The following is a 26,243-nucleotide window of genomic DNA, read 5'->3' on the forward strand; positions in this document are numbered from 1 at the left end:
CTCGCCGCCGCCGTCGAGCACGACCCGGCGGAGATCGAGCCGTGGGGGGCCGGGCCCCCCCCGCCCGCCCCCCCCGCCGGCGGGGGGGGGGCCCGGGGGGGGGGGGGGGGGGGGGTCGGGCGGGTCCGGCGCCGCCGGGCGCCGCCGGGTCCTGGCTCGGCGGGTTGCGACGGTGCGCCAGCGCGGGCGACGGCGGCGGGACAAGCTCGTCCGCCCTCACCTCCGGCGTAGTCGTCGCGGGCGTCTCAGCGGCGACCACTTCCGCCTCAGGCGCCGCCGAGGGGGTGGGCGCTCCCGCCAGCGGCGTCGGCAGCGGGACCGGCTCCCATCTGACGGGGGCGGGTCTGGCCCGCGCCGTCTCCACCTGAGCCGTAGCCCAGCCGGGCGCCGGCAAGGCGAGGGTCAGGACGACGGCCGAAGCCGATCCCGCGAACAGGGCGCCGGCGGCAAGGAACTGGATGAGCTCTTTCGGCATCTGGTCTGGCAGGCGGCGGGCGGCGGAAGGACGAGGACCGGCGCGCCAGCGCCGGTCCCCGCTCACGTCAGGTGAACTGGATGGCCTTCGGCTTGGTGCTCTCGGCTTCGGCGGGCGCCGCGACCTTGGCCGCGCCCATGATCTGGCGCATGGAGCCCGCCATGGAGGCCGTCCCCTTGGCCTGCAGGACCACGAGGTCCGCCGCCGTCTTGAGCTGGCCGGCCTTGGCCAGCAGGCGCGGGTTGGTCTTGACGCTGTCCAGCAGCGCCGGGGCCTGCTGCGACAGCCTCACGTTGCGGTACATGCCGAGGGCGAAGTTGAACGCCGCCGCCGCCACCTGCTCCCGCTGCTCGGCGGTCATCTTGGCGTAGCGGGCCTCGAATTCGGCCGCCGACTCCTTGTTGGCCGAAATCGCGGCGAGGTCCTCCTGAAGCGAGACCTTGAACGCGCCCAGTTCCTTCACGTCCTGCGCGGACTGGATCGCGTTGACCCGTGCGCCGAGGGCGGCGCGGTCCTGCGAGTTCTTCGCCGCCGCCGCAAGGACGGCCGCGGCGACCATCATGTAGCGGGTCGTCTCGACGGTTTCGGCGAGGAAGGCGTCGGGATCGACCGACGCGGCCGAGGAGGTGTTCGCGCCCGGGATCGCGCCACGGAGCATGCCCAGCTGGGCCGCCGCCGGCATGGGGCTGGCGAGCGCCACGCAGGCCGCCACCGTGGTCAGGATTCTCATCTTCATGGTTGTCCCCCGTCTCTGCACGCCGTCACTGCGGCGGCTTCAGTCCCCGGGCCACCTGGCCCGTGAGTTTGGCGGCCTCGTCGGCCAAGTCGAACTGGACCGCGCGAAGCTTCAGCGGCGTATCGGCGCCGGCCGGGACCCCCGATCCCGCGAGCGTGGACTGCAGCCCGCTGCCGCCCAGCTTCTCGTCCCCGCGCTGCAGGGTGTAGCCCAGCGCCACCGAGTAGAGCGGCGTGACAAACCCCGACGCCGCGGCCTTCTCGCCCTGCGCGTCCACCTGGTGCACCGGGGCGAAGCAGACGTCGGCGTTTCGCGCCTGCAGCGCCCCGAGGCGCTCCGCGCCTTCGAACTGGGCGAGCGACGGGCGCAACTCGCGCTCGAAGCCGGACAGGTAGACCGGTCCTTTGAATCCCGCGGCGAAGCTGTTGATGGCGATCTGCGCGTACAGCGGCTGCTCCACCTGGCCCCGGCGGCTGACCGCCGTCTCGCCGGAGGCGCTGGTGCAGACCGCGAACCTCTGGCGCGAGACCGACTCTCCCGCCCCGCTGTCGAAGGCGACCTGGTCGCCCGGGCGGACGCGGACGTCCTCCAGCCCGGCCAGGCGGCCGCGCACGGACGTCCCCGAGACCGACGTGACCTCCACCTCGCCCACGGGGGTCCAGACCTGGCCTTGGACGCCGGCGACGCCGCCACTGCGGCGCAGCAGCACCGCGTTCACCCCGACGCCCAGCGCCCCGCCGGGGTCGTCGATCTCGACCTCGTCCCCGGCCGGACGGACATCCAGCCGCAGTCGGGCGGGCCGGAAGCCGGCGCTCAGCTGCGTGGCCGCCCGGGTCAGGGCGTTCTTCACCGCCGTGTCGCGCCGCTGCTCCCGCGACAGCGCCATGTCGTCGACCACGTCGTCGACGATGCGGTCCGCGGCCTGGGTGGCGTAGATCACCCGGCCATTGTGATCGACCACCTCCACGAAGGCGCGCGCGCCGAAAACTCGCCGACGAGTTCCCTGGATGTTGGTGGCGATCTCCACCGGCTCGAGCGCCGCGACGCTGACCCGGACGAAGTAGTCCGGCAGCCGCCGCCGGTCCTGCATGCGGGAGTCCAGCCGCGCCTCGCCGAGCGCAAAGGCCCTGAGCGCCGTGAAGCTCGGATTGACCGGCGAGACCGCCAGACCGGCGCCCGCGCCGAGCGCGTCGGCGAAGACCGCGTTCACATAGCCGCGGGACAGGTCCGGCGGGTGAGAACCCACCACCACCAGAGCCGAGGGCTTCTCGAGCATCTCCACGGGCTGGGCCACCTGGCGGGCCAGGGTCTGGCCGACCGAGAGGTGCTGCAGCACCGGCTCGACGATGGCGTAGGTCGCGTCGCTGAACACCACCCGCGCGTCCGCCCCGAGCGTGTCGCCCTCACGCAGGCCGCCCTTGCGGCCCACGTCGAACACGTATCGCGCCCCGACCTTCTCGCGGATGCGGCCGCTCACCGGATAGGGCTTGAACTTGCCGGCCGCGTTGGTCACCAGCTGGTCCACCGCCGCGGCGAGCTGGCCCGGCAGCTGGCTTCGCACCTGGTCGAGCAGGTTCGCCTTGGTCACCGCGCCCTGCACGATGACGTTGTGGTTCTCCACGAACAGCACTTCGCCGCTGAGCGCATTGGTCAGGAACAGGCTCAGCGTGATGGGGACATAGACGTCGTAAGTGGCCGGCTTCTCCACCCGCCAGAGGTCGACGCGCGACACCTGCAGCGAGGCGATGATGGTCTTAGACAGGCGACCCTCGGCGGTTTCGCCCGCCTCGATCTGCTCGGCCACGCCGGAAACCACGCCCGGGAAGGCGGCGCGCACCTGGGCGGCGAAGCGCTCCCCGAGGGCGCGCCGGAGCGTTGCGTCCAGGGTTCCGCAGAGGTCCTCGGCGACGCGGGCCGCGTCCTGCGCCCCACCGGGCGCGCAGGGGTCGGCCGGCAGGCCGTACACCCCGGCAACCGGGAAGATCCGGAGGTCGGCCGCGGAGGCGGAACCCGCCGCGACCACCCAGGCCGCCGCGAACAGTGCGCCGGGAGCCCTCATAGGCCGTGCCTCAGCAGCCGGAGAGGCACAGGGTGACGCTGCGCCCGTCCACGGTGGGTTGCATCTGGGCGAAGGCCGGATTGGTCCGAAGCTTCTGGAAGAGCGCCACCTGCAGGGGCAGGCTGTTGTTGTAGCGCACCTGGAAGCTCACCTGGTTCGGCGTCTGCGAGAGGAAGACGTGCTTCTCCACCCCGGAGGTGGAGGACAGGGCGTCCAGCAGGTCCGCCTGCATGGCCATGGAGATCGATCCGCCGCGGACGGTCAGGGTGTAGTCGACGGGCCCCGCGGCCAACGCCACCGTCTCGGCCTGGTTGCGGGTCTGGGTGCGCCAGTGGTTCTGCACCGAGGGGCCAATCGACAGCGCCACCTTCTGCGACAGCGTCTCCGCGAGCTTGGCCTGGCAGAGTTCGTTGGTGCGGGCGTAGGCCTCGCCGGAGGCCTTGCCCGACGCCAGGTGCTCGCCCGTGCTGCTCGCGTAGGCGTCGGCGTAGAGGGAGCCGGTGCAGACGAACTGCCCCGTCGCGGCGTCCGTCCCGGCATGCTCCACGCGGATGCCGCCGCCCATGAAGAAGTTCATGCCGCGCTGCGCCGCAACCCGCAGGAAGGGCTCGAAGCGCGGGCTGGTGCTGAGGCTCTCGAAGGTCGGGGGCGCGCCGTTGAAGTAGCTCGACATCACCATCCGCTCGTCCGCGAGCTCCACGTCGTAGCGCTTCAGCTCCTCGCTCAGGCTCGACCTGGCGAACCGGGACGGGCCGTTGGCGGCCGCGGTCTGGTAGGTGATGCGCTGGCGGAAGCGCTCGTTGTCGTGCACCTCCGCCTGGACGTCGGTCTTGTCCACCGACGACACCGAGCGGGAGGAGGCCTGGGCGCTCTGCACCCGGGCCGCCGAGGCCGAGGAGCCGCTGGCGCGACCGGCCGCGGAGCCGTAGGCGTCGCTGTAGCCCACGGCCATGGAGCCCTGCCGCTGGGAGGCGCTCGCCCCCTTGAAGGTGGACGCCGAGCGATCCTTCTCCGAATAGGCGGACACGGACCTGTCGCTGAAGCTGGCCCCGGTCTGACGGTCGTACTCGGTGACGATCTCGGCAGGCTTCGCATAGTCCTGCGCCGCCCCGACCGCCTCGTCCAGCATCAGGAGGATGCGGGTCTGCGCCCCGCCCGCCCGGGCCACGGAGGTCTTGATCTGCTCGTTGTCCAGGAGCCCCTGGAACCACGCCTGCTCCACCCGGGCGCTCAGCGTCACCTGGAACTCCTTGCCGAGCCGCTGGGAGCTCCGGTCGACGATCATGTCCGGCCGGATCTGCCGGGCCAGCCGCTGCAGCACTTCCGGGGAGAGTTCGTTCAGACGCTCGGCGCCGAGCGTCTGGATCACCAGGTTGCGGACCAGGTCGACCTTGGCGTCGGCCTCGGCCTGGGCCCGCACAGTCTCCACGTCACGGGTGATCGGCGCCTTGCCCGTTCCGGGCACGATCTGCTGCGCCTGCGCGGCGCCGGAAATGGACAGCGCCGCCACGGCGGCCGGGATCAGGTAACGCATCGGAAGGGCCCCCGCTCTTCAGGTGTCAGTTGGCTTCGAGCACGATGTCGCCGGCGCGGATGACCTCCTCGCCGGGCGGGCCGGAGATCTCCACGTCCCCGGCGCTGATGGTCTCGCCGCTGTCCTGCGCCACGGCGCGCGGGCGGGCCCGCGGCGCGGGCGCGAAGCGATCGGCCAGGCGCTGGAAGGCGGCGTCGCGGCGGATGGAATCGAACGCCGGATCGGCCAGGGCCTCCTCCGGCCGCTCAAGTCCCGCCAGGATGGCGCGCTCGAGCGCGCGCGCCGCGTCGCCAGCATTGCCCAGGCGGGCCTCGGCGCGGGCCTGCAGGAGGTGCAGCTCGGGGTTGGTCGGGTTCTGCTTCACCGCGGCGGCGGCCAGCTCGGCGGCCTTGCCGTAGTTGCCGTCGTCGAGCTCCGCGCGGATCGGCTGCGCGGCCCCGGCCCCCGCCTCGGCGGCGCTCTGCTGGCAGCCGGCCGTCGCCAGCGCGCCGGCCAAGGCCAGCGCCACGATCTTCCCCCGCATCCGCCCCTCCGAACAAGCTTGGCCGTTCACCCTGCTCATCATCCGTATACGTTCGGTGAACGCGGGCCGGCGGCGGATAAGCGGAACCGCGATCAGGGCCGAGCGAAATCCGTCTCGCAGGCCTCGGGGGCGAGCATCCGCGTCGAGCCGGCGAGCGGGAAGGTCGCGGTGCGTCCGCCGAAGCCTATGCTGAGGACCGCGCCGCGGCGGATGGCGTCCCACAGGGCCAGGAAGTTCTCATTCCCCGCACGGGACGCCGTCTCGAGCCGCCCACTGTCGTCCACGGGGAAGTCGAACGCGGTCAGGTCGGTGCGGACCGTCACCGTCTCGCCGGGCTCGGGACCAGTCCCTTCGATGGCGAACGACACGGTGGTGCCGAAACCGCTGCCCTCGTCACAGGCGATATAGACCTTGTCCCCGTTGGCCGCGGAGAACCCGTACTCCGCCGTCCCCTGCCCCCAGCCCGACCACCAGCGGCCGGTCGGCTCGGCCACCGCGGGCAGCGCGACAGCTAGAAAGACGCCGGTGGCGAGGAGGACGTGGCGGTGCATGGACTTCCCGATCTGCTGTGTCGCCACGGACGGCGGCGGACCGGAGCATCGCCCGCCTTCGTAAGCGAAAGGTTGGTGCGCTCAGGGCGCCAGCTTTGCTCCGTGGCGGAGGCCGCCGTCAGAATGCTTTCACGATTGAGCCGCAGCCTCGATTGGCCGGGCGCGCGCTCCAGAGGCTCGCTCGCCGGCTCGACACCCCGGCGACCGGCGAGTTCCGGCGCCTGGGCGATGAGCGCAGACGGCGGCATGGTGACGGTTGTGAAGGAACCACCGCGGAGCTGGAGGTCTCTCCTGCGACTGCAGGGCTCAGGACGCCGCTTTCCGGCGCAACGCCACGAGCCGTTCCCTACGCCAGGAAGAGGCCCGAGCGCAGCTGCAGGCTCCGGGGCGCTCACCGCTGCCAGGGCCCCAGAAGACCCGGAGGTTCATGACGGATCTGCGCATCCTCACCAAGCCCATGCTGCCGAGCTAACGTGCCGACATGCAGCCGACGACGACGCGGCGGCGCCGCCGCGGCGACGTGAGACGCCCTCGCGATCCGCGAAGTCGCCGCCGGTGGCGCGGCGGTGCTCGAGGCGGCCTGAGCAAGAGCGGAGCGGCGCCGCCGAAAGAAGGCTGGGGGCCATAGCGGGCTTGACCATGGCTCTCATCAGTCCCTGCTGAGATTTCAGCGTCCGGTCTGCGCTTGACGGCGGGCTCCGGGATGAATTTGAGCTGCCGACTGCTTCCGGAAAACGTCCTTTGCTGCCTGCTGGAACAAGGCCGCGCCTCGGCGGTTGGCAGCCGTCTTCCATGCAGGGCCGGACCATGCCGCTCCTCTCGATCATCCGCTTCTTCACGACGCTGCTGTCCCTGATCGTGTTGGCCGCGGCCGGATATCTGATCTGGAGCTGGTATCAGGGCGACTGGGTGCGCGATGCCGCTGGCGTGCCCGAGCGGGTGCGCGATGACTGGCGGCTGTGGACCGGGCTGGGCCTTCTGGCCTGGTCGTTCCTGGGGCGACTGCTGATGTTGCCGCTGCTCGCCCGGCGCGACCAGAGGCCGACCAGGCCGGCACGCGGCCAAGGCCAGACGATCGAAGGGGCGAGCGGCGCCACGCTCTACGTCGAGCGGCATGGGCCGGCCGGCGCGCCGCCGATCATCTTCACCCACGGCTGGGGGATGGACAGCACGTTCTGGTCCTATGCCAGGCAGGATCTCGCCGACCGGTTCAGCCTGACGCTCTGGGACCTGCCGGGCCTGGGCAAGAGCCGCGCGCGCCAGGTGGGCCTTCCCGCCTTCGCATCCGACCTCGCCCGATTGCTTGAAGTCTCAGGCCGCCGGCCCGCCGTGCTGGTCGGCCACAGCATCGGCGGCATGACCATCCAGACGCTCGTGCGTGACCGGCCCGACCTCGCCGAGCGGATCGCCGGGGTCGTGCTGCTCAACACCACCTACACCAACCCGCTCAGGACCATGGTCATGAGCGGCCTGCTCCGGGCGCTTCAGAAGCCGCTGATCGAACCGGCGATGCGGCTCACCAAGGCGCTGCACCCGTTGGTCTGGCTTTCCAAATGGCAGAGCTATCTGAGCGGCTCGTCGCATCTCGCCCACCGCTTCGGCTTCGGACGCTACGTAACCCGCAGCCAGCTTGAACACGTCACCCTGCTGTCGACGCGCAACCCGCCGGCCGTCGAGGCGGCGGGCAACCTGGCCATGCTGCACTGGGACGCCACCGGCGCCATGGCGAAGTTTCGGCGGCCCGTGCTCGTGATCGGCGGGGACAAGGTCATTGTCACGAAGCTGGAGGCCAACCGCGAGATCGCCGACACGGCGCCCCAAGGCGAACTGCACATTGTCAAAGACGTGAACCACCTCGGCCCCATGGAGCGGGCGGACATCTACAACCGCCTGATCGCCGACTTCGCCCTTGCCGTGCAGCCGGCCGTCTCCGCGGACATGCCCGGCCCGGCAGGCGCCGGCCATAGCGCGCCGGGTGCGACTCCCAGCCGCGCTGCCGACAGCGCGCCCGGGCCGCGGCCGGTCTGACCTTCTCTTCCAACGAGGAGGGCTCGGGGACGGCCGCACCACCAGGAGGGACGGCATCCCGAGGTCTCGCGCGCGTGGTGAGCGAACCTGGCAAGAGGCGATGGGGCAGCGACCGGCGCAACGCGCGAACAGAGCGCGGGCCCGATTCGCTCCCGGCGCCGAGCCGGTCATCAGCCTTGGGAGGTCCGCTCCTGACCCGGAGCGGACAGGGGCGCCTTGGGCGGACTTCGCGTGACGCTGCCCGCGCGCCGCACACGCCCGCACCATCCCCCGCGTGCAGGCACGCAGCACGAAGCGGCCCGTATTGTCGCTCAACCTCCGAGTCCGTCGGAGGGGCGGCCGCGGTCCTCAAGCACCTCCGCCGCCAGGCTGCGTCCCCCCGCGATCCGACGGCCGAGCGCCTCGACAAAGCCGGCATAGCGTTCCCGCCCCTTGGCCTCGGCCGCCGGACGGTCAGCGTCCGCGAGCGGCGGGGTGGCGGTCAACCAGGCGCGGATGAACAGGGCCTGGGACTCGTTGGCGATCAGCAGATCGCGCTCGAGCCGCTCGGCCTGCCGGCTCAGCCGGTCCAGCCGCCGTGCGAGCGCGGCCTCCAGCTGCTCGGGTCCATCCGCGGACAGCCACGCCGCCACTGCGGCCCGGACGATCTCCGACTTCGGACGTCGAAGCCGCTTCGCCTGCTCGTCCAGCCGCCGCACCAGGTCGGGCGGCAGGAAGACCTTGGTCTGGATGTGCTTCGGGCTCACAGAGGAATGCCCTCCCCGCCATCCCGCTCGGGGCCGATCCTCGGCTGCGGGAGCGGCTCATACGCCGCGCCGGCGGGGCGGACGGGCGCCGCCGCGATGCGACCGGCCCAGGGCGAGGTCCAGGACGTGCGCACCGTCTCGTTCGCCGCCGCCGGCGCCGGACAGTCCACCCGCGCCCGGAACCGGCGATCGGCATAGGCGCGGAGCTTGCGGGCCCGCAGCGGCGGCGTCCCGCTGACCAGCACCAGGGCCTCGTCGCTCGGCAGCTGCAGGACCTCCCCCGGCGTGAGCAGGGGCCGCGGCGTCTCCTGGCGGCTCACCGCCAGCCGCGCCAGCCAGGGCGCCAGCCTGTGGCCGGCGTAGTTGCGCATGGCCCGCTGCTCCGTGGTGACGCCAAGGGCCTCGCTCACCCGGCGGGCTGTGCGCTCGTCATTGGCGGCGAACGCCACCCGCACATGGCAGTTGTCCAGCAGGGCATGGTTCGGCCCATAGGCCTTCTCCAGCTGGTTCAGGCTCTGGGCGACCAGGAAACCCTTGAGGCCGTAACCGGCCATGAAGGCGAGCGCGCTCTCGAAGAACTCCAGCCGGCCCAGCGCCGGGAACTCGTCCAGCATCAGCAGCAGGCGGCGCCCGCCCGCGCGGGTCGCCAGGTCTTCGGTGAGCCGCCGCGCACACTGGTTCAGCACCAGGCGCACGAGCGGCCGGGTCCGGGCGAGGTCGCTGGGCGGCGCGACCAGGTAGAGGCTGGCCGGCCCCGCCCCCTCCGTGAGGTCCGCGATGCGCCAGTCGCAGCGCCGCGTCACCGCCGCCACCACCGGGTCGCGGTACAGGCTGAGAAAGCTGAGCGCGGTGGACAGGACGCCGGAGAGCTCGTTCTCGCTCCGATTGAGCATCTCCCGCGCGGCCTGCGCCACCACGGGGTGCGGCCGGCCATCCCGGTGCGGCGTCTCCAGCATGGCCCGCAGCGTCGCCGCGATCGGCCGGCCCGGATCGGAAAGGAACGCCGCCACTCCGGCCAGGGTCTTGTCGGGCTCGGCGTAGAGCACATGCAGGATGGCGCCGGAGAGGAGGGCGTGAGCCGTCTTCTCCCAGTGGCTGCGGCGCTCCAGCGCCCCGTCCGGATCCACCAGGATGTCGGCGATGTTCTGCACGTCCCGCACCTCGCCCTCCCCCGGCCGCACCTCCTCCAGCGGGTTCCAGGCCGGGCTCTGCGGATCCGTGGGGTCGAACCGGATCACGCGTCCGAGCCGCGCCCGCCAGCCGGCGGTGAGCGCCCAGTTCTCCCCCTTCAGGTCGTGGACGAGCACCGAGCCCGGCCAGCACAGGAGCGTCGGGATCACCAGGCCCACGCCCTTGCCGCTCCGGGTCGGCGCGAAGCAGAGGACGTGCTCGGGCCCGTCGTGCCGCAGGAGGCGCCGTCCCAGACGCCCCAGCACCACCCCATCGGGCCCCAGCAGCCCGGCGCGCCGGGCGTCGCGAGCCGTTCCCCACCGGGCCGAGCCATAGGTGGTGGCGACGGCGGCCTCGCGGGCGCGCCACAGGCTCAGGCCCAGGGCCAGCAGCACCGCGCCCCCCGCGCCCGCCACCGCCACGGCGCCGCCGGTTGCGAACACCTTCGGGGCGTCGGCGTCGAAGGCCAGCCACCAGGCGAACAGCGCCCAGGGCGGATAGACCGGCCAGCCGAGGATCTCCGCGGCGGGCGCTCCAAGGGCGGGCTGGAAGCCGAGCCGCCAGGCGGTCCACTGCACGGCCAGCTGAAGGCTCCCCAGGAGCAGGGCGGGCGCGCCAAGCAGCTGTCCCCACAGCAGCCGGCTTCCCCACGCTGCGCCGGGACGGCTCACGGCCCGGGCTCCCGCCCGCGTCCGAGGTCCCAGGCCATGCCGTCCGGGCCCAGGCGCCCGGACACGGTGCGCCCGAGCCGCCGGTCCAGCGCCCCCGCCCAGGGCAGCAGGCGCACGGCGTCCTCCGAGAGCACCGCGGCGAAGCGGCCCGACGCCAGGTCCAGCCGTCGAAGGTAGAGCCCGCGCACGGCGTCCCCCACCCCCGACGCCACGTATGGGGCGCCCGCCTCCCGCCCGAGCGCCAGGCCCGCCGCGCCCAGCTCCCGGTCCCGCAGGGCGGACAGGAGCCCCGGGGCCAGGGTCACGCCGCGCCCACTGCGGGTCGCCAGGCCATTGTCGACCAGCCACTGGCGGCGCGCCGCCAGGGCTTCCCGAACCTCGGCGCCGAAGCCGTGCGCCGCCAGGCCCTGCTCCGCGCCGGCGAGCAGCCGCCGGTCGAGCCAGGTGGCGCCCCAGGCCCTGACCTGCGCGTCGAGGGCGAGGTCGCTGCGATTCAGCACCCGCGGGCCATCCTCGCCGCCCCGCACCTCCACCAGCCCGCCCGCCGGGGTGTCGCCGGCGGCGGCGAGATCCGGCAGCCGCACGTGCCGCAGCCGCCCGTCGACCCCGTCCAACACCAGGTAGGCGGTCCCGGTGAGGGCGTCGTGCAGCCCACGGCCCGCCACCCGGCCCAACACCGGCAGGCCCTCCGCCTCGCCCGACGGGACGAGGTCCTCCGGTCGGCGCCCGGGTTGCGCCCGCTGGAGCCTGACGAGGATGTCCTGGCGCAGCGCCAGCGCGTGAAGCCGCTCCCGCAGCTCGGGATCGAGCGTCCAGCGGCCGGGTCCCTCCCCCGCCGCCAGCCCCAGACGGGCCAAGGCGGCGGCCCGGCCGGCGAGCAGGGCGCGCGCCTCCGGGTCCAGCCCGGCGCCCGGCCGTAGGTCCACGACCCCGTCGGTCGCGAGGACCTCGAGGCTTCGGTCGAGGCGGGTCCAGCGCTCGGCGGAGACCTCGCGACCGGCGGCCGCGGCGATCTCCCGCGCCGTGCGCGGCCCGAGCTCCAGGGACGCGAGCGCCTCAGCCCGCCCGCGCAGCCCGCGGGTGATGTAGTCGCGGGCGATCACCAGGTCCGAGCCCGTGTCGTCGACGCCCCGCACCAGGAGGTGCAGGTGCGGCCGGGCGGTGTTCCAGTGGGCGACGCCGACCCAGTCCAGCCGTCCGCCAAGATCGGCCTCCGCCTGGCGCATCAGGTCCCGGGCGAAGGCCCCGAGGTCCGCCAGCTGCGCGCCGTCCTCGGGCGACACGATGAACCGGAAATGGTGGCGGTCCCCCTCGCAGCGCGCGGCGAACGCCCGCCCGTCGGCCGGACCATCAGGCCCGAACAGCCGACCGCGCGCGCCGTCCCGCTCGGTCCCGTCCCGCTGCAGGTAGGCCAGGTGCGCCGGCAGGGGCGCGGCCCGGAAGCGGGCCCCGGCGTGGCGGACGATGCGCGCCTTGACCACCACCCGCCGCCCCGGCGACCGCAGCTCCGCCAGGAGGGCCGCAGCCTGGCCCCGCCCGCCGCGGACGAGCCCGCGCCGAGGCGGCCCGGCGCGCCCTCCGGCGCGCTCCACGGCGCGCAGCACCTGCCCCACGAACCCGCGGCCCGGTCGGCCCCGGTCGCGGATCCGTCCGGGACGGACCCGGAATTCCTCCTCCATGGACATGCGTGGAGCGTATGCCCGCGCGAGGGCGTGCGCCCGCCGACGTTCGCGCGCCGCAGCCGCCGTCTGAACTAGGCAAGAACGGCTGCCGGCGCCTTCGTCCCGACGCTACGGCGGCGCAAGAGATGACGGAGCCCAGATGCCCCCGCGCGGACCGGTGCGCGGGGCGCGACCTCTGTCAGGCGCGGTCGAACCCGCTCTCCGGCCAGGCCCGCCGAACCAGTCCGAAGCGGGCGTCGGCGCCCCGGTCCTCGAGCACATAGGCCAGGAAGCCCTGGGTCACCTCCTCCCCGGTGCTCGGCACGGTGATGGTGTACGAGGTTCCCTCGTAGGCTCCGGTCCGGGCGAACATGAGATAGCCCCACCAGCGCGCCTCGCGCTCCGTGATGCGATGTTCCGCATGGTCGGCCTGCAGCTGGGCCACCACGGCCTCCGGCATCTCCATCATGATCGCGCGGATCTGCTCGCCGGTGTGCTGCTTCATGCGCCGGCTGGTACCAGCCGGCCCGCCGATTCGCCGGAGCCGCGCCCCCATTCGGGCCCGCGCCAATGGTCGCGCCGGCTCTCGTCGCCTGATCGAAGCCGCCGGCCCGGCGCATCGGCGCGGCGGCGCCCTGACCGCCGAACGGGGCGTGAGCGGGTCCTTACGGCGCCTACAGGCGAAATCCTGCAGCGGATCCATCCCAGAGTGGCCGCTCCCTGGGTCTTCGTCATCACCCAGCGTGCTAAGGAGACGGCATGAAGCTGAACATGGGCTGCGGTCACAACCGCATCGAGGAGTTCGTCAACGTGGACGCGGCGGCGGAATGCCAGCCGGACGTGGTCTGGGACCTCGAGATCGCCCCCTGGCCCTGGCCGGACGACTGCGCCGAGGAGGTCCGGTTCATCCACTCGCTCGAGCACATGGGAGGTGACCCCAAGGCGTTCCTGGCCATCATGAAGGAGCTCTACCGGATTTGTGCTCCCGGAGCCCGGGTCGTGATCCACGCGCCCCATCCGCGGCACGACAACTTCATCAGCGACCCCACGCACGTGAGGCCGATTACGCCCGCCACCCTGCAACTGTTCGATCGCGAGCTGAACGACGCCTGGCGCGCCGCGAGGGTCGCCAACACGCCCCTCGCCCACTACACCGACGTCGACTTCCGGCTGGCCGAGCGCAGCGCCGTGCTGGCGGAGCCCTACGCCTCGCAGCTGAGCGCCGGGACGCTGAGCTCCGCGGAGGTCGACCTGCTGGCCCGCGAGCGGAACAATATCGTTGCGGAATACCGGCTGACGCTCGTCGCGCGGAAGACGCGGCCCTCGGGCGCAAGCTGACCGCCAAGGCGGCAGGTTCCGGCGAGCTGTGGTAAGCCAGCCGCATGGCTACCGTCACCTACAACCCCGGGGTCTTCGACGTCGCCGACCTGGACGCGGCGCGTCGCATCATCCTCACACCGGACCAGGCGCTCGACACCGACACCCGCTGGGCGCGCGAGACCCCCTATTTCGGCGCGCTGCTCGCAGCCCACCTGATGCCGGGGCCCGAGCACCTCGTGCTCGACTACGGCTGCGGCGTGGGGCGCCTCTCCAAGGAGCTGATCGAACGCAGCGGCTGCCGGGTGCTCGGCGTCGACATCAGCGCCAGCATGCGTCGCATGGCGCTCGACTACGTGGGCTCGGACAGGTTCGAGGCGATCTCTCCGGAAGCCTTCGAGGCTCGCGTCCGCGACGGCGTGCGGGTGGACGGCGCCTTCGCCGTCTGGGTCATCCAACACACCCTGGATCCGCGCTTAGTCGTCGACGCCATCGCCTCCAGCCTTTCTCCGGAAGGCCGGCTGGTGGTCGTCAACAGCCTGGCCCGCTGCGTCCCGGCGGTGGAGAAGCCCTGGGCGCGCGATGGCGTGGACGTCCGGGCCCTGCTGCGGGAGCGCCTGCTGGAGACCGGCTTCGGCTCCCCCGATCCGCGGCACGTGGGCGAGCCCACCGCCCGGACCTGCTGGTGGGGTGTCTACTGGCCGAGGACTCCCGCGCCGTAATCCCCGGTCCCGGGGCGGACCGCCCGCAACAGGGCCGCGATCGGACACCGACCTCTCCCGTGCCTCCGCCCGGCCTGGCTGAAGCCGCCGGTCCGCGGCGGCAGCCCCTCGCCTCCCGGCGCTCGGGCCGCTAGGCTCCGCGCGACGAGGGCGGGCGGGAGCCGCGCCATGACCACCGCCGCCCAGTCCCGGACGCCCGTCGCGCAGTACCTGCGCATGTCCACGGAGCACCAGAACTACTCCCTCCAGTACCAGGCGACGCACAACGCCGCCTACGCCGCCGACCACGGCCTGGAGATCGTCGCCACCTACGCCGACGCCGGGGTGAGCGGGATCAGCCTCAAGGGGCGGGCCGAGCTGAAGCGCCTGCTGGCGGACGTGCTCGGCGGGGCGCCGGGCTTCGCGGCCGTGCTGGTCTACGACGTCAGCCGCTGGGGCCGCTTCCAGGATCCCGACCAGAGCGCCCATTACGAGTTCCTCTGCCGGGCGGCGGGAGTGCGCATCGTCTACACCGCCGAGGCCTTCACCGCCGACGGCGGCCTCCCCGCCGCGATCGTCAAGCAGCTGAAGCGGGCCATGGCCGCCGAATCCAGCCGCGAGCTTTCGGCCCGGATCTCGCGCGCCAAGCGCGGCCTGGCGGCGGAGGGTTACTGGCTCTCCGGCCGGCCCGGCTACGGGCTGCGCCGGGCGATCGTGACGGCGTCCGACGGCGCATTGCGCCGCCTGGAGAACGGGGAGCGGAAGGCCCTGCAGGGCCAGCGCACGGTGCTGGTGGCTGGCCCCGAGGGCGAGGTCGAGACGGTCCGGAGGATCTTCCGCCTGTTCGCCGTGGGCGGCATGTCCAGGCAGGCCATCGCCGGCCTGCTCAACGCCGAGGGCGTGGCCACGGGGGCCTGCGGCCGCTGGACCGCCGCCCGGGTGCTGGGGGTGCTGCGCAACGAGGCCTACGTCGGGGTCCAGGTCTACGGCCGCTACCGCTACAGCCTGGGCCAGCGCGCCCGCGACGACCCCGCGCGCTGGCTGCGCACGCCCACCCGGTTCCCGCCGATGGTCTCCCGCGCCCTGTTCGACCTGGCCGCCCGGCACATCCGCCGGCGCAAGCCATGGGTGGAGGACCACCAGCTGATCGAGGAACTGCGCACGGTCCTGCGCGAGCGCGGCCGGCTGAGCGCGGGCGTCCTGCTTGAGCATCCGGCCGCCCACGCGCCCGACGTCTACCGCCGCCGGTTCGGCGACCTCCTGACCGCCTACCGCCTGGCCGGCTACGAGCCGCGCCGGCAGCAGGCGGCGGCGGCCGAGAGCGCCCGGCGCTGCCGTCCCACCGACTTCCGCCGCGGCCCCTCCCCCTGGACCGACGAGGACCTCCGCGACCGGCTCGTCGCCCTGCAGAGGCGGGAAGGCCGCATCAGCGTCGACCTGATCAACGCCTGCCCCGACCTGCCCAGCGCCGAGGTCTGCCGCGGCCGCTTCGGCGGCATGGCGGCCATCTACGCCCTCACCGGCCACCTGCCCGACCGCCAGCAGCGGCTGGCGAGCCGATCCCGCGCCGAGCGGCAGCTGGACGAGCCCTGAACGCTGCTCCGCGGCCGAACGCTCACCCTCTCCGCGACTCGCCGCATGCTCCGGAGCCGCCGTCGGCCGTCCCGGAACCCTTCATGCGCAAGCCCCTCGCCGCCCTGGTTCTCGCGCTCGCGCTCGGCGGGTGCGCCACCGAGACCGCCCGCGGAGCGCCGCCGCTCAGGGTCGCCAGCTGGAACCTGGAGCATCTTTCCGAGGACGGGGCCCGGGGCTGCCGCCCGCGTACGGACGCCGACTACGCCCGCCTGCGGGACGTCGCCAACCGGCTGGACGCCGACGTGGTCGCATTCCAGGAGGCGGAGTCGGCCCGGGCGGCGGCCCGGGTGTTCGATCCCCGGGTCTATGACATCGTCATCGAAGCCCGGCCGGCCGGAGATCGCTTCCCCTGCCGGGGGCTGGAGGGGCGCACCCTCACCCGCCAGGCGGTGGGCTTCGCCATCCGCAAGGGGATCGCCTTCCAGCGGGCGCCGGACCTGACGGACCTGCAGCTCGGCGACCCCAACCTGCGCTCCGCCGTTGACGTCACCCTGCGTCCGAAGGGCCGGCCGCCGCTGCGCCTCCTGGCGGTCCACCTGAAGTCCGGCTGCGCGTCCGGCGACCGGGGCGAGGCCTGCGAGACGCTGCGGCGCCAGGTGCCGGTCCTGGAGCGCTGGATCGACGCCCGCGCCCGCGAGCCGATCCGCTTCGCGGTGCTGGGGGACTTCAACCGCCGCCTGGCGGGACCGGCCGATCCGGTGTGGGCGGAGCTCGACGACGCCGATCCGCCGAACGCCGACCTGGCGCTCGCCGCCGGAGACCGCGCCCCGGCCTGCGACCCGCGCTACCGCGCCTTCATCGACCACCTCGTCTTGGACCGCCGGGCCGCCCGCGACCTCGCCGGCTTCGACGAGCTCACCTATCCGGCCGGGGAACGTCCCTCCGACCACTGCCCGGTGGTCGCCCTGGTCCGCTGACCGGTCGCCGGCGCGCGCCCCCGCGCAGGTCCCGCGCCGCCGGCTGGAAGATCTCGTGTTTTCCGCGGACGCGGGACCGGGCCGCGCCGCCGGGTCCCGCGGAAAACCCAACACCCACAGGCGCCTGGGACCGGAAGGTCCCGCGCCCTTTCATCTTGCCCTCCTGGGTGTCGTTCTCCGTCGCACCTGCGGCGATGTTCCTCAGAGCGGCGCCACCACCTGCACGGCCAGCACGGGGCGTGGGCCGGGGCCGCCGGGCGTGGGCTGCGGGATGATCTCCGCCTGGACCAGCAGGCCGAGCTCGGCGGCCAGGTTGGCGAGCCGGTTGAACTCGGACACGGCCGCGCCGATCTCGGCGGCCAGCTGGCGCGGGTCGATGGGGGGCGGGATGGGCATGGGCGGCCTCGGGTCGACTCCGGACGGGCCTTGCCGTTAGGTCGGCCGGCCGCGCGCCACCAGCAGACGAAAGGCCGCGGAGCCTCAGGCTCCGCGGCCACGGGTTCGCGGGTGGAGCCGGCGGCGCCCGGAGGCGCCGCCGGCGAGGCTCAGTCGGCCGCCCGGCTGCGGGACCAGATCAGGCTGTAGCCCTCCTCGGCGTCCACCAGGCTGGCGTAGATCGGCACCGGGAAGCTGGGGTCGTCCAGCTTGCACGAGAGGTAGTCCCGGTTCTCCCGGCTGGTCTTCCGCCAGGCCGCGCCGAACTCGGTCTGGCCGGCGAAGATCCGGAAGTCGGGGGCCTTCTCGTCGGCCTTGGCTTCGTTGGGCCGGAAGGCCGCCGCCCGGACGTTGAGCGTCAGGGTCTTGATGGCGCCGGCGTAGGAGCCGTCCGCCTGCTTGGTGAAGGTTCCGATGGTGGCCATGTGAGGTCTCCTGTGATTGATCGGGCCGCCCGATTGCGGCCGCGATGGCGATCGTCCGACCGGTCCGCCGGGCCGGGGCGCAGCCCGCAGGGCCCGCAGCGCAGCGCAGGACGACGGGGCCGGGCTTTCCTGCCTCGCGAGGAAGGGCCGTCAGGCCCGGGGAGTGAAAGCCCGGCCCCGGCGTTGCGACCCGGCCGGCCCGGTCAGATCCAGCCCCGAGCGGCCGCTTCGGCGGCCCGCCCCGCAGGAGACCCGGCGCCAAGGACCCGAGCAGGCCCGCGACCGCCCGCCGGCGCCATCACCCGAGCCCCGCGTCCTCGAACGCGGCCGCCGCCGCCGCGGCCAGGGCGGCGGGCTCCGCCGGCAGAGGCACGAGCCAGCCTCCGGCGCCGGCCGCGTCCAGCTCCAGGATCGACCCCCCGCCCAGATGGAAGCGCCACCGCACCGGGTCGCCGCCCACATCGAGCGTGAACGGCACGCCGCGCCGGGCGAGCGCCTCGGCCAGGCGGGCGGGGAGGTCGGCTTCAGCCGGAGGGTTCGCAGGGCTCATGCCGGTATAGACGCACGTGACCCCGGCGTTCCCTCACTCCGGCGGCGGCGCGAAGAGGGTCGACCGCCCTTCCGCAGGGGGGAAGAGCCCGGCCGTCCGCCAGCCGGCCGGGGCCGGAGAGGCCTGCGTCACCGCCGGCGCGAGCCGGGCCACATAGGCGCGCGTCTCCGCCGGCAAGGGGCCGCGTCCGGCCAGGTGCGCCGCGTAGCGCCCCGGGCCGGCGTTATAGGCCGCCAGGAACCCCGGGCACCCGGAACTCCTCCCGCGGCAGAGCCGCCATGGCCGCCCGCAGCCAGTCCGCCACCGCGGCCGAGCTGCTCAGCACCGGGCGCTCGCGGAAGGGCTCGCGCAGGCTGCGGACCATCAACTCGTGCAACAGGCGGATCTCGCGGGCGGCGCGGGCGCCGGCCGCCCCCCGGAGCTCCGGCTCCGGGGCTCCCAGCACCTCCGGCAGCGAGCCGAACCGCGCCAGCAGCCGGCGCGCCAGCGGCCCGGCCGCGGGGCCGGCGCCGCGCAGCAGGAAGAGCCGCAGAACTTCCTCGCCGGTGAGGGCCGCCAGGCCCGTCTGGCCGGCCCGGGCGCAGAGGTCCTTCAGCGCCTCGATCTCAGGTGAAGGCGCCGGCTCGGGGGCGAATTGGGGTTCGGGGCTGCGCCGCGCGCGCATGGCGGCCTCCTGCAGGGTGCTCGCCCCTCCGATGCGGGGGCGCCCCCTCCCGTCCTTCTCCCTCCCCCCTCCCACCGCCGCCGCGCCCGGTTCACCGCCTTGGGGCCCAGGGACGACCCTCCCCACCGCCGCCCCAAGGTCCCGCCCTGCTCGCTGGCGCCCGCCCCCACGGGGCCGCCCCCGCGGCCCAGGGGGCCGCGCAGATCGGACGAGGCTTCGTTCTTCGGCTTCCGCATCCGGCGACGGGCTGCGAGAGTGGGGTGGTGAGTGCGGATCCGAGTACAGACCACATGGCCCGCGGCCGGCTGGACGATCTCATCGAGAGCGTCTCCGACGCCTTCTATGCGGTGGACCGCGACTGGCGGGTGGTCATCTGCAACCGGGCGGCCGAGGACTTCTTCGGCTTCGGCCGCGAGACGGTGCTGGGGCGGAACCTCTGGGAGATCTTTCCCGACGGCCGCGACCGTCCCTTTGGCCAGGCCTGCCTGGCGGCCATGGAGCGCGGCGAGGTCTCGCAGCTCGAGGCCCCGTCCGCCTTCCGGGCCGGGCGGTTCGTGGAGCTGAGGATCGGTCCGCTGCGGGCGGGCGGCGTGGCGGTCGCCCTCCGCGACGTGACCGAACGCGTCGTCGCCGAGCAGAAGACCAGGGCCGCCGAGGAGCACCTGCGGCTGATGGTGCTGGAGCTGAACCACCGGGTGAAGAACAACCTGGCCACGGTTCAGGCCATCGCCAGCCAGACGCTGCGGGGCACGGAAAGCCCGCGGGCGATGCGCGAGGCGCTCCTGCGTCGGCTCACGGCGCTCGCCGCCGCCCACGACATCCTGACGCGGGAGCAGTGGGAGGGGGCGGGCGTGGCCGAGGTCGCAGCCGGCGTCCTGGGCGCCCTCGACGGGGCCGGCGCCCGGGTCCGCCTCGACGGGCCATCGCTCCGCCTCAACTCGAAGGCGGCGCTCGCGCTGGCCATGGCCTTCCACGAGCTCGGCACGAACGCCCTCAAGTACGGGGCGCTGAGCCATCCGGCCGGCGCCGTGCGGCTGGCATGGTCAATCGATGGCGACCCGGCGGCGCTCACCCTGGATTGGTCCGAGCGCGGCGGACCTCCAGTGGTCGAGCCGGCCTCGCGCGGCTTCGGCTCCCGCCTCCTCGAGCGGGGCCTTGCGGCGGAGCTGGGCGGCGCGGTGCAGATGATCTTCGCCCCCGAGGGGCTGCGCTGCGCCCTGCGCGCGCCACTGGCGCACGTCCTGGCGACGCCGCCGACCGGGACCGCGGCCTGAGCGGCCACGACCGGCGCCCACGCCCCTGGCCGCGCCCGGCTCTTCCGGCGACCCAGCGACGGACCGCCCCGAACCCCGCCGCCACCCGTCCCAGACAGGCCGGCCACCCGCCGCCGGCGGGTCGGCCTTGGCCGCGCCGCCCGGGGCCGCCCTGCCTCGGAAGTCGATGGCGACAACACCGCCGGGCCAGCCCAGCTGGCGCCCCAGGATCTTGTGCTCCACCCGCGCCACCTCCGGGGCATCCCCCAGCCGCGCGACCCAAAGCCGGGCCTGCGCCCGCGAGCCGTGCCCTGCGGTCAGGGCGTAGTCGTCCCCCCCGCCCCTCGCGGGCCAGCGCTGGAGGGCGAGGATCGGCGAGGCCGGCTCGGCCTTGGTCCTGCCGCTCGCCCCCTGAGACGCAGGCGCACGCCGGACTCAGCCGAGCCGGCCCGCCGCCACGGCGGCGGCCAGCACCAGGCCCACGAGGACAAGGATCGCCGCCAGGCCCCAGCCGCTAGCCTGGGCCTCGAACCAGCTCCCGATCTTCAGGGAGAGGGCATGGATGTCGCGTTTCGCGGGCGCTCTGGACATGCTCGCACTGTACCGCAGGGGCCCGCCCCCAGCCTAAGAAAAACTGTATGTTTCATACAGCCCGCCAGCCGGCGGCGTCCGGTTCTGACGCAGACCTGCGACGGCGCAAGTCTCTGCGCGCCGACCGCGCCAGGGGCGGCCGGCTGCGCGTTCCGGGGCCATGTCCCAGCCGCCCGTTCCCCACCGCTGGCCCGCCGTCATGGACGCGCGCACGGCGGCCGCCTACCTGCAGATGAGCCGCCGCTCCCTCGCCCGGCTCCTGGCCCGCGAGGGCGTCCGCCCGCTTGCCCTCGGCCTTCGGCTCCGCCGCTGGCGGCGGGCCGACCTGGACGACCTGCTGCGACGGCTCGGCCCCGGACCCGCACCCCCGGACGGGCTGACCGGAGGGGATCCGCTGTCCGCCCTGGAGGCCGTCGCCCGTCGCGCCGCCCGCCAGGGGCAGGCTAGGCCCCGTGCGTCTCGGAGGGCATGAAGCACGTCCACCGCGTCCGCCGGCCGAGCGGCGCCGTCCACCTCTACCTCCGCCACCCGGCCTGTCCCCGGATCCGCCTGCCGCAGGACCTCGCGCCCGCGCAGCTCCAGGCCCATGTGGCGGCCCTGGTGGCGCGCCATGCCGGCGCCCCGCCGGCCGGCCCCGGAACCCTCAGGGCGGCCCTGCGCGCCTACGAGCTGCAGGACCCCGCCTTCCAGGTCCTCGCCCCGTCCACCAAGTACGAGTACCGCCTGATCCTCAAGGAGCTGGACGCCGACCTCGGCGGGGTCGCGATCGCCGCCTTCAGCGCGGCCTACCTGGAGCGCCTCCGCAACGCCTGGGCGACCCGGGGTCATCGGGCGGCCAACGTCCGGCTGCAGGTGCTGAAGAACGTGCTCCGCCCCTGTCTGGTCTCCGGCGCGCTTCGCAGCGACCCCTTCCCCCTGGTCCGCAACGTGCCGCGGCCGCGCATGCTGGGCGAGCCGCACCGCCTGTGGCCAGACGCCGCCCTGCAGGCCGTGCTCGAGGCGGGGGTGGCGCGCGCCCGCCACGGCCTCGCCCGCGCCGTAGCCCTGGCGCGCTACACGGGCCTGCGCCGGGGCGATCTCGTGCGGCTCACCCCCGGGCATCGCCAGGACGGGCGGATCGTGGTCCGCACCGGCAAGCGGCAGGTCCAGATCGACATTCCGGAGGACCCTCGCCTCACCGCCTGGCTGACCCGGATCCCCGACCGGCCGGCGCCGCACCCGCTGCGGGCCCGCCCCGAGGCCTCCGGGCCCCCCGCCCGCCTGGTCTTCAACATGGCGGGCGCCCCCTACACGGAGGACGGCCTCGGGCAGGAGGTGGTGAAGTTCGTCCAGCAGCTCCACCGCGAGGGCGTCCTCGACCAGCCCGACTACGACCTGCACGGCCTGCGCCACACCCGCGGCGTGGAGCTGGCCCTGGCCGGCTGCAGCGACGCCGAAGGCGCCGCCATGCTCGGGCACCGCAGCGCGTCCAGCTTCGCCCGCTACCGACGCCAGGCGGAGAAGAGCCGCCTCACCGAGACGGCCGCGGCCCGCCTCCAGGCCTATTGCGCCCGCCTCGCCGCCGGGGCTCCGTGAGCCGCCGATGCAGGCGGGCGCCCGTCCGCCGCAGCGCCCGCAGGAGGGCGGAGGCGCGCGAGGCCCGATGCGCCCGCCACGCGAGCGTGGGCGGCAGGACGCCCAGCAGGCGAGAGCGCCGGTGCAGCAGCAGGTCGAAGAAGGCCTCGTCCGGGAGCGCCGCGTAGCGGTCGAGGGCCTCGAACCAGGCGGCGCTGCGGTCGGCCCGGGCCTGGGCGCGGGCGACCGGCCCGCGGCGCGCGGCGTCATAGGCCCGCAGGGCGGCCGGCACGCCGGGCTCCCGCACCAGGGCCGTGGCGAGCGCCACGGCGTCGTCGATGGCCAGCTGGGTTCCGGAGCCGAGGCTGAAGTGGGCGGTGTGCGCCGCGTCTCCCACCAGCGCCATCCCCTCCCCGACGAAGGTGTCGGTGCGCACGGTCCGGAAGCTCTGCCACCGTGCGCCCCCGGACATCAGCGGACACCCCGCCAGCTCCCGCGCGAAGACCCGGGAGAGCGCCTGGGCGGCTTCGTCGGAGGACATCCCGCCGAACCCCAGCCTCGTCCAGGTCCCGGCGGCGCATTCCACGATGAAGGTGCTGGCCCGCCCCGACGGATAGGCGTGGAACCACACGGGTCCCTCCGCGGTCTCGGCCACGCCGAAGGTGAAGGCCTCGAAGGTCCGCGCGGCCCCCAGCCAGATGTACCTGTTGCGGCCCGTGACGACCCTGGGCCGGAAGACGTGGGACTGCGCCTCGCGCAGGCGGCTGCCGGCGCCGTCGCTGGCCACCACCAGGTCGGCGGGCGGGAGCTCCGCCGGGCCGCCGATCTCGGTCCCGTAGCGCAGGCGCACGCCGAGCCCGGCCGCGCGCTCCGCGAGGATCTCGAGCAGACGGCGCCGGTCGAGCCCGTAGCCGCCCGCCCGCAGGTCGCTGAGCGCGCGGCCCGCCCGCATGAGGGCCTGCCCCGGCCAGGCCACGGCCGACGCCTCGATGGCCCCCGCGCTCTCCGGGTCGCACCGGCGCAGGGTCTCGAGCAGGTCCCGCCAGAACACGATGCCCCAGCCCTCGGCATGGCCGGGGGGATTGCGGTCGTAGACCACGACCTCGCAGTCCGGCGCCCACCGCCTGAGAAGGATCCCGAGATAGAGGCCCGCCGGGCCCGCGCCCACGCACACCACCTGCATCGTCGTTGCGGCTCCCCCCGCCCCGCTGCCGACCAAGGCGGCGGGCGCCGGCCCGGGGCCTGGTGCGAGGCACTCCCGCGTAGCGCGCCGGCCGCCGCCCTGCGCCCTCAATTGCCGCAGCCCGGGTCGGCCACGCCCCGCGCAAGGGCCCTCCCGGCCCTCGTCCGCAGAGCACCGTTCAAGGCTGAAAAGCGGCGGGCGCCCTCATTTCGATAGGTTTCGGCCGGCGGAAATGCGGCGTCGGCTCTCAAATGATCGTCCGCCGGGTCCGGCCGCGAACTTAGCTCCCTCACGCCCGGGCGGCTCTGCCGTACCGGGAGGACACGACCAGAGGGACACCAAGATGACCAGCCTCCAACTCGCGGCCAAGTCTCGCCTCGAGGCGCTCGCCGCCGGCCTGCGCACCTTCCGCAAGAACCAGAGCGGCGCCGCGCTCGTCGAATACGCCCTGCTGATCGGCCTGATGGCCGTGTGCGTCATCGCCGCCGCCGGCGCGCTGACCCCGCAGGTGAAGACGGCCTTCGGCAAGGTCGGCACCCAGCTCACCCAGCTCAAATAGGCCGGACGCGGGAAAAGGGGGCGCCGATGCGCAGGCTCGGTCTCATCTTGCTGGCGCTGTCGCTGGTGATCGGCGCCGTGGGCGCCTGGGGGTTGCGGCTCGTCACGGGCTCGCAGGCCCAGGCGGCGGCGCCCTCGCCGCCCCAGGCCCGCGTGCTGGTGGCGGCCCGGCCGATCGGCTATGGCGAGCCGGTCCCGGCCGAGGCGCTCCGCGTCCAGCCCTGGCCGGCCGGCGCGACGCCGCCGGGCGCCTTCCGTTCCGCCGAGGAGCTCGGCGGCGGGCCGCGCTATGCGCTCGCCCCGATCGCGGTGAACGAGCCGATCCTGCGCCAGAAGATCACCGGGCCGGGCGGCCGCGCCACCCTGTCCGGCCTGATCCGCCCCGGGATGCGGGCCAGCACCATCCGCGTCGACGACGTGATGGGGGTGGCGGGCTTCGTCCTCCCCGGCGACTTCGTGGATGTCCTGGTCACCCGCAAGGAGGGCCAGGAACAACCGCAGATGCGGGCCGACGTACTCCTGCGCGGGGTCCGGGTGCTCGCCGTCGACCAGATGGCGAGCGACAGCAAGAACGACCCGATCGTGGCGAAGGCCGCCACGATCGAGGTCAGCCCCGAACAGGCGCAGAAGCTAGCGCTCGCCGCCGCCGTAGGCACGCTCTCCCTCGCGCTCCGCGGCGCGGAGGACGGACCGCCGGCGGTCGATGGCGGACCCGCCGCCCGCCCGGTGCGAGAAACCGACCTGACGATCGCCGCCGCGCCGGCGGCGCCCCGCCCGGCTCGCCCCCGGGCCGCGCCGCGACACACCGCCCCGCCCGGGCCGAGCATGCAGCTCTATCTGGGCGCCGAACCGCGCGACGTCCGCGTGGGCCGCGACTAGCGCCCCGAACAACCCGACCAGGAGTGGGACATGAACGCCCGTAAGACCGGCGGCGCGCCCGCCCGGCGCCTGCTGACCGCCGCCGCCGCCCTCGCGCTAACAGCCCTCGCTGGGACCGCCGCCGCGCAGCCCTCGAAACCGGGGCCAGACCCCAGGTCGCCTGAAGCCCGGCTCATCCAGGCCGACGCCGCCGGCTACGGCGGGCGGCTGGCGCTGCCCACTGGCGGGTCCCAGGTCCTCCGTTTCCAGCGGCCGATCGGTCGCGTGATGCTGGGCGATCCGAAGGTCGCCGACGTGATCCCGCTCGGCGCCCACACGCTCTACGTCCTCGGCAAGGCGCCGGGTGCGAGCAGCCTGACCGTCTTCGCCGCCGGCGACGGCGCTCGGCCCGCCGCCACCATGGACCTGCGGGTCGGCTTCGACGTCGTCGGCCTGACGCGGGCGCTCGCCGGCGTGCTCCCGGGCGAGGCGATCGACGTCCGCGCCGAGGGCGACGGCCTGATCCTCAGCGGCGACGTCTCGTCGTCGGCCGCGGCGGCCCGCGCCGTGGCGCTGGCCGAGCGCTATGCGCCCGAGAAGGTGGTCAACCTGCTGGCCGTCCGCGGGCCCGAGCAGGTGATGCTGTCGGTGCACGTGGCCGAGGTGCAGCGCTCGGCGCTTCGCCAGCTCGGCATCCAGAGCCTCACTGGCGCCTGGAGCGACATCAGCCCCATCGCCCTGCCCGGCGTCGATCTCGACCCCGGAGCGGTGGCCAACCTGTTCGGGCGGGCCGGCATCGGCGAGAACATCACGCTCCAGGCGCTGTTTACCGCGCTCGAGAGCCGCGGCTTCGCCTCGACCCTTGCCGAGCCGACGCTCATCGCGCTGTCCGGCGAGACCGCCGTGTTCTTCGCCGGCGGGGAGTTCCCCGTCCCGGTGCCGCAGCTCGGCGGCCCCGGCCAGACCCAGATCACCGTCGAGTACAAGCCCTACGGCGTCAGCGTCGGCTTCACGCCGACAGTCTACGGCGAGACCATCAACCTGCTGGTCTCCCCCGAGGTGAGCGCGCTGGACCGCGAGAACAGCGTGGTTCTCCAGGGCTTCCGGATCCCGGGGATCACCACCCGCCGCGCCAAGACCACCGTCGAGCTTCGCAACGGCGAGAGCTTCGCGATCGCGGGCCTGATCAAGCGCGACTTCTCCGACAGCCTCCGCGGCCTGCCCGGCGCATCCAACCTGCCGGTCCTGGGCGCCCTGTTCCGGTCCACCAGCTTCCAGAACAACGAGACCGAGGTGGTGATCATCGTCACCGCCCATCTCGCCAAGCCGGGGACGCGGCGGGATTTCCTGCTGCCCACCGACACCCGCCAGGCGCCGAGCGCCGCCGAACAGTTGCTCACGCCCAACGTCGACAAGCCGCGGACGCCGGGCGCCGGTCGTCCGTGAGG

25 protein-coding genes and 1 pseudogene are annotated in these 26,243 nt (G+C 74.2%); 11 read left to right on the forward strand and 15 right to left on the reverse strand.

The features are described 5' to 3' along the window. Window positions 1-542: 542 nt before the first annotated feature. The 5 genes from ACE3Q8_RS18075 to ACE3Q8_RS18095 form a co-directional block, all read right to left on the reverse strand. On the reverse strand, window positions 543-1,211 hold the full coding sequence (locus ACE3Q8_RS18075) for a hypothetical protein (protein ID WP_374471692.1): 669 nt from the start codon (window positions 1,209-1,211) through the stop codon (window positions 543-545). 25 nt (window positions 1,212-1,236) lie between these two features. Next, a complete protein-coding gene (locus ACE3Q8_RS18080) occupies window positions 1,237-3,270 on the reverse strand; it encodes a hypothetical protein (protein ID WP_374471693.1) in 2,034 nt (677 codons plus the stop codon). Between the two features lie 10 nt (window positions 3,271-3,280). Then, window positions 3,281-4,804, reverse strand: a complete 1,524-nt coding sequence (locus tag ACE3Q8_RS18085) for a hypothetical protein (protein WP_374471694.1) — start codon at window positions 4,802-4,804, stop codon at window positions 3,281-3,283. Window positions 4,805-4,829: 25 nt separating this feature from the next. Then, on the reverse strand, window positions 4,830-5,327 hold the full coding sequence (locus ACE3Q8_RS18090; protein ID WP_374471695.1) for a tetratricopeptide repeat protein: 498 nt from the start codon (window positions 5,325-5,327) through the stop codon (window positions 4,830-4,832). 92 nt (window positions 5,328-5,419) lie between these two features. Next, complete coding sequence (locus ACE3Q8_RS18095; RefSeq protein ID WP_374471696.1) at window positions 5,420-5,878, reverse strand: hypothetical protein; 459 nt, start codon at window positions 5,876-5,878, stop codon at window positions 5,420-5,422. Between the two features lie 807 nt (window positions 5,879-6,685). Here ACE3Q8_RS18095 and ACE3Q8_RS18100 point away from each other — a divergent pair. Continuing rightward, on the forward strand, window positions 6,686-7,906 hold the full coding sequence (locus ACE3Q8_RS18100) for an alpha/beta fold hydrolase (RefSeq protein WP_374471697.1): 1,221 nt from the start codon (window positions 6,686-6,688) through the stop codon (window positions 7,904-7,906). A gap of 311 nt (window positions 7,907-8,217) precedes the next feature. On the opposite strand, the gene ACE3Q8_RS18105 is transcribed toward ACE3Q8_RS18100, so the two are convergent. From ACE3Q8_RS18105 to ACE3Q8_RS18120, 4 genes and pseudogenes are all read right to left on the reverse strand, one after another. Further along, entirely contained in the window at window positions 8,218-8,652 is a 435-nt protein-coding gene (locus tag ACE3Q8_RS18105; RefSeq protein WP_374471698.1) for a ribbon-helix-helix protein, CopG family, read from the reverse strand. A 41-nt stretch (window positions 8,653-8,693) separates the two neighbouring features. Further along, window positions 8,694-10,493 (reverse strand): annotated as a pseudogene (traG, locus tag ACE3Q8_RS18110) (IncP-type conjugal transfer protein TraG); the annotation flags it as partial. After that, window positions 10,490-12,178, reverse strand: a complete 1,689-nt coding sequence (locus tag ACE3Q8_RS18115; RefSeq protein WP_374471699.1) for a DUF3363 domain-containing protein — start codon at window positions 12,176-12,178, stop codon at window positions 10,490-10,492. The pseudogene traG and the gene ACE3Q8_RS18115, both read right to left, overlap by 4 nt. A gap of 175 nt (window positions 12,179-12,353) precedes the next feature. After that, window positions 12,354-12,659: a hypothetical protein gene (locus ACE3Q8_RS18120; RefSeq protein WP_374471700.1), complete on the reverse strand. Its 306-nt coding sequence runs from the start codon at window positions 12,657-12,659 to the stop codon at window positions 12,354-12,356. Between the two features lie 254 nt (window positions 12,660-12,913). On the opposite strand from ACE3Q8_RS18120, the gene ACE3Q8_RS18125 reads away from it, so the two are divergent. The 4 genes from ACE3Q8_RS18125 to ACE3Q8_RS18140 all read left to right on the forward strand — a co-directional run bounded on the left by ACE3Q8_RS18125 (window position 12,914) and on the right by ACE3Q8_RS18140 (window position 16,724). Further along, the gene (locus ACE3Q8_RS18125) at window positions 12,914-13,492 is read left to right on the forward strand and encodes a hypothetical protein (protein WP_374471701.1); all 579 of its coding nucleotides are present in this window, start codon (window positions 12,914-12,916) and stop codon (window positions 13,490-13,492) included. Window positions 13,493-13,536: 44 nt separating this feature from the next. Beyond that, a complete protein-coding gene (locus tag ACE3Q8_RS18130) occupies window positions 13,537-14,193 on the forward strand; it encodes a class I SAM-dependent methyltransferase (RefSeq protein ID WP_374471702.1) in 657 nt (218 codons plus the stop codon). A gap of 168 nt (window positions 14,194-14,361) precedes the next feature. After that, on the forward strand, window positions 14,362-15,765 hold the full coding sequence (locus ACE3Q8_RS18135) for a recombinase family protein (RefSeq protein WP_374471703.1): 1,404 nt from the start codon (window positions 14,362-14,364) through the stop codon (window positions 15,763-15,765). An 83-nt stretch (window positions 15,766-15,848) separates the two neighbouring features. Beyond that, window positions 15,849-16,724, forward strand: coding sequence for an endonuclease/exonuclease/phosphatase family protein (locus tag ACE3Q8_RS18140; protein ID WP_374471704.1), 876 nt, complete (start codon window positions 15,849-15,851; stop codon window positions 16,722-16,724). 201 nt (window positions 16,725-16,925) lie between these two features. Here the strand turns inward: ACE3Q8_RS18140 and ACE3Q8_RS18145 are convergent, their stop codons facing one another. The 4 genes from ACE3Q8_RS18145 to ACE3Q8_RS18160 form a co-directional block, all read right to left on the reverse strand. After that, window positions 16,926-17,120, reverse strand: a complete 195-nt coding sequence (locus ACE3Q8_RS18145) for a hypothetical protein (protein WP_374471705.1) — start codon at window positions 17,118-17,120, stop codon at window positions 16,926-16,928. 149 nt (window positions 17,121-17,269) lie between these two features. Beyond that, window positions 17,270-17,584 carry a DUF736 domain-containing protein gene (locus tag ACE3Q8_RS18150; RefSeq protein ID WP_374471706.1) on the reverse strand — a complete coding sequence of 105 codons (315 nt, stop codon included), beginning with the start codon at window positions 17,582-17,584 and terminating at the stop codon, window positions 17,270-17,272. A 298-nt stretch (window positions 17,585-17,882) separates the two neighbouring features. Next, window positions 17,883-18,134: a hypothetical protein gene (locus ACE3Q8_RS18155; RefSeq protein WP_374471707.1), complete on the reverse strand. Its 252-nt coding sequence runs from the start codon at window positions 18,132-18,134 to the stop codon at window positions 17,883-17,885. A 223-nt stretch (window positions 18,135-18,357) separates the two neighbouring features. Continuing rightward, the gene (locus ACE3Q8_RS18160; RefSeq protein ID WP_374471708.1) at window positions 18,358-18,798 is read right to left on the reverse strand and encodes a hypothetical protein; all 441 of its coding nucleotides are present in this window, start codon (window positions 18,796-18,798) and stop codon (window positions 18,358-18,360) included. 263 nt (window positions 18,799-19,061) lie between these two features. Between ACE3Q8_RS18160 and ACE3Q8_RS18165 the strand changes: the two genes are divergently transcribed. Then, window positions 19,062-20,072 carry a sensor histidine kinase gene (locus ACE3Q8_RS18165; protein WP_374471709.1) on the forward strand — a complete coding sequence of 337 codons (1,011 nt, stop codon included), beginning with the start codon at window positions 19,062-19,064 and terminating at the stop codon, window positions 20,070-20,072. A 414-nt stretch (window positions 20,073-20,486) separates the two neighbouring features. Here the strand turns inward: ACE3Q8_RS18165 and ACE3Q8_RS18170 are convergent, their stop codons facing one another. Then, complete coding sequence (locus ACE3Q8_RS18170) at window positions 20,487-20,642, reverse strand: hypothetical protein (protein WP_374471710.1); 156 nt, start codon at window positions 20,640-20,642, stop codon at window positions 20,487-20,489. 160 nt (window positions 20,643-20,802) lie between these two features. On the opposite strand from ACE3Q8_RS18170, the gene ACE3Q8_RS18175 reads away from it, so the two are divergent. Together ACE3Q8_RS18175 and ACE3Q8_RS18180 are read left to right on the forward strand one after the other, a co-directional pair. Beyond that, window positions 20,803-21,114 (forward strand): hypothetical protein, encoded by a 312-nt coding sequence (locus ACE3Q8_RS18175; protein WP_374471711.1) that lies wholly within the window; start codon window positions 20,803-20,805, stop codon window positions 21,112-21,114. Further along, window positions 21,111-22,217, forward strand: coding sequence for a tyrosine-type recombinase/integrase (locus tag ACE3Q8_RS18180; protein WP_374471712.1), 1,107 nt, complete (start codon window positions 21,111-21,113; stop codon window positions 22,215-22,217). Before ACE3Q8_RS18175 ends, ACE3Q8_RS18180 begins: the two co-directional genes overlap by 4 nt. On the opposite strand, the gene ACE3Q8_RS18185 is transcribed toward ACE3Q8_RS18180, so the two are convergent. Continuing rightward, window positions 22,153-23,379, reverse strand: coding sequence for an FAD-dependent monooxygenase (locus ACE3Q8_RS18185; RefSeq protein ID WP_374471713.1), 1,227 nt, complete (start codon window positions 23,377-23,379; stop codon window positions 22,153-22,155). The two genes, ACE3Q8_RS18180 and ACE3Q8_RS18185, sit on opposite strands and share 65 nt — an antisense overlap. A gap of 343 nt (window positions 23,380-23,722) precedes the next feature. Here ACE3Q8_RS18185 and ACE3Q8_RS18190 point away from each other — a divergent pair, with 343 nt between their 5' ends. From ACE3Q8_RS18190 to ACE3Q8_RS18200, 3 genes are read left to right on the forward strand one after another with little or no spacing between them, the layout of a single operon-like run. Then, a complete protein-coding gene (locus tag ACE3Q8_RS18190) occupies window positions 23,723-23,938 on the forward strand; it encodes a Flp family type IVb pilin (RefSeq protein ID WP_374471714.1) in 216 nt (71 codons plus the stop codon). 26 nt (window positions 23,939-23,964) lie between these two features. Further along, complete coding sequence (gene cpaB / locus ACE3Q8_RS18195) at window positions 23,965-24,816, forward strand: Flp pilus assembly protein CpaB (protein ID WP_374471715.1); 852 nt, start codon at window positions 23,965-23,967, stop codon at window positions 24,814-24,816. 30 nt (window positions 24,817-24,846) lie between these two features. Next, window positions 24,847-26,241, forward strand: coding sequence for a type II and III secretion system protein family protein (locus ACE3Q8_RS18200; protein WP_374471716.1), 1,395 nt, complete (start codon window positions 24,847-24,849; stop codon window positions 26,239-26,241). The last annotated feature ends 2 nt before the right edge of the window (window positions 26,242-26,243 follow it).

Source organism: Phenylobacterium sp., from assembly GCF_041913825.1.
Lineage (GTDB): Bacteria > Pseudomonadota > Alphaproteobacteria > Caulobacterales > Caulobacteraceae > Phenylobacterium.

Bases quoted from the DNA above. Each gene is read 5' to 3' on its own strand.
- ACE3Q8_RS18160 (WP_374471708.1), bottom strand. From the start codon at position 18,798: ATGCGCGCGCGGCGCAGCCCCGAACCCCAATTCGCCCCCGAGCCGGCG.
- ACE3Q8_RS18150 (WP_374471706.1), bottom strand. From the start codon at position 17,584: ATGGCCACCATCGGAACCTTCACCAAGCAGGCGGACGGCTCCTACGCC.
- ACE3Q8_RS18155 (WP_374471707.1), bottom strand. From the start codon at position 18,134: ATGAGCCCTGCGAACCCTCCGGCTGAAGCCGACCTCCCCGCCCGCCTG.
- ACE3Q8_RS18190 (WP_374471714.1), top strand. From the start codon at position 23,723: ATGACCAGCCTCCAACTCGCGGCCAAGTCTCGCCTCGAGGCGCTCGCC.
- ACE3Q8_RS18115 (WP_374471699.1), bottom strand. From the start codon at position 12,178: ATGTCCATGGAGGAGGAATTCCGGGTCCGTCCCGGACGGATCCGCGAC.
- ACE3Q8_RS18095 (WP_374471696.1), bottom strand. From the start codon at position 5,878: ATGCACCGCCACGTCCTCCTCGCCACCGGCGTCTTTCTAGCTGTCGCG.
- ACE3Q8_RS18130 (WP_374471702.1), top strand. From the start codon at position 13,537: ATGGCTACCGTCACCTACAACCCCGGGGTCTTCGACGTCGCCGACCTG.
- ACE3Q8_RS18185 (WP_374471713.1), bottom strand. From the start codon at position 23,379: ATGCAGGTGGTGTGCGTGGGCGCGGGCCCGGCGGGCCTCTATCTCGGG.
- ACE3Q8_RS18170 (WP_374471710.1), bottom strand. From the start codon at position 20,642: ATGTCCAGAGCGCCCGCGAAACGCGACATCCATGCCCTCTCCCTGAAG.
- ACE3Q8_RS18125 (WP_374471701.1), top strand. From the start codon at position 12,914: ATGAAGCTGAACATGGGCTGCGGTCACAACCGCATCGAGGAGTTCGTC.
- ACE3Q8_RS18145 (WP_374471705.1), bottom strand. From the start codon at position 17,120: ATGCCCATCCCGCCCCCCATCGACCCGCGCCAGCTGGCCGCCGAGATC.
- ACE3Q8_RS18120 (WP_374471700.1), bottom strand. From the start codon at position 12,659: ATGAAGCAGCACACCGGCGAGCAGATCCGCGCGATCATGATGGAGATG.
- ACE3Q8_RS18090 (WP_374471695.1), bottom strand. From the start codon at position 5,327: ATGCGGGGGAAGATCGTGGCGCTGGCCTTGGCCGGCGCGCTGGCGACG.
- ACE3Q8_RS18100 (WP_374471697.1), top strand. From the start codon at position 6,686: ATGCCGCTCCTCTCGATCATCCGCTTCTTCACGACGCTGCTGTCCCTG.
- ACE3Q8_RS18140 (WP_374471704.1), top strand. From the start codon at position 15,849: ATGCGCAAGCCCCTCGCCGCCCTGGTTCTCGCGCTCGCGCTCGGCGGG.
- ACE3Q8_RS18180 (WP_374471712.1), top strand. From the start codon at position 21,111: ATGAAGCACGTCCACCGCGTCCGCCGGCCGAGCGGCGCCGTCCACCTC.
- ACE3Q8_RS18175 (WP_374471711.1), top strand. From the start codon at position 20,803: ATGTCCCAGCCGCCCGTTCCCCACCGCTGGCCCGCCGTCATGGACGCG.
- ACE3Q8_RS18080 (WP_374471693.1), bottom strand. From the start codon at position 3,270: ATGAGGGCTCCCGGCGCACTGTTCGCGGCGGCCTGGGTGGTCGCGGCG.
- cpaB (WP_374471715.1), top strand. From the start codon at position 23,965: ATGCGCAGGCTCGGTCTCATCTTGCTGGCGCTGTCGCTGGTGATCGGC.
- ACE3Q8_RS18075 (WP_374471692.1), bottom strand. From the start codon at position 1,211: ATGAAGATGAGAATCCTGACCACGGTGGCGGCCTGCGTGGCGCTCGCC.
- ACE3Q8_RS18135 (WP_374471703.1), top strand. From the start codon at position 14,362: ATGACCACCGCCGCCCAGTCCCGGACGCCCGTCGCGCAGTACCTGCGC.
- ACE3Q8_RS18200 (WP_374471716.1), top strand. From the start codon at position 24,847: ATGAACGCCCGTAAGACCGGCGGCGCGCCCGCCCGGCGCCTGCTGACC.
- ACE3Q8_RS18085 (WP_374471694.1), bottom strand. From the start codon at position 4,804: ATGCGTTACCTGATCCCGGCCGCCGTGGCGGCGCTGTCCATTTCCGGC.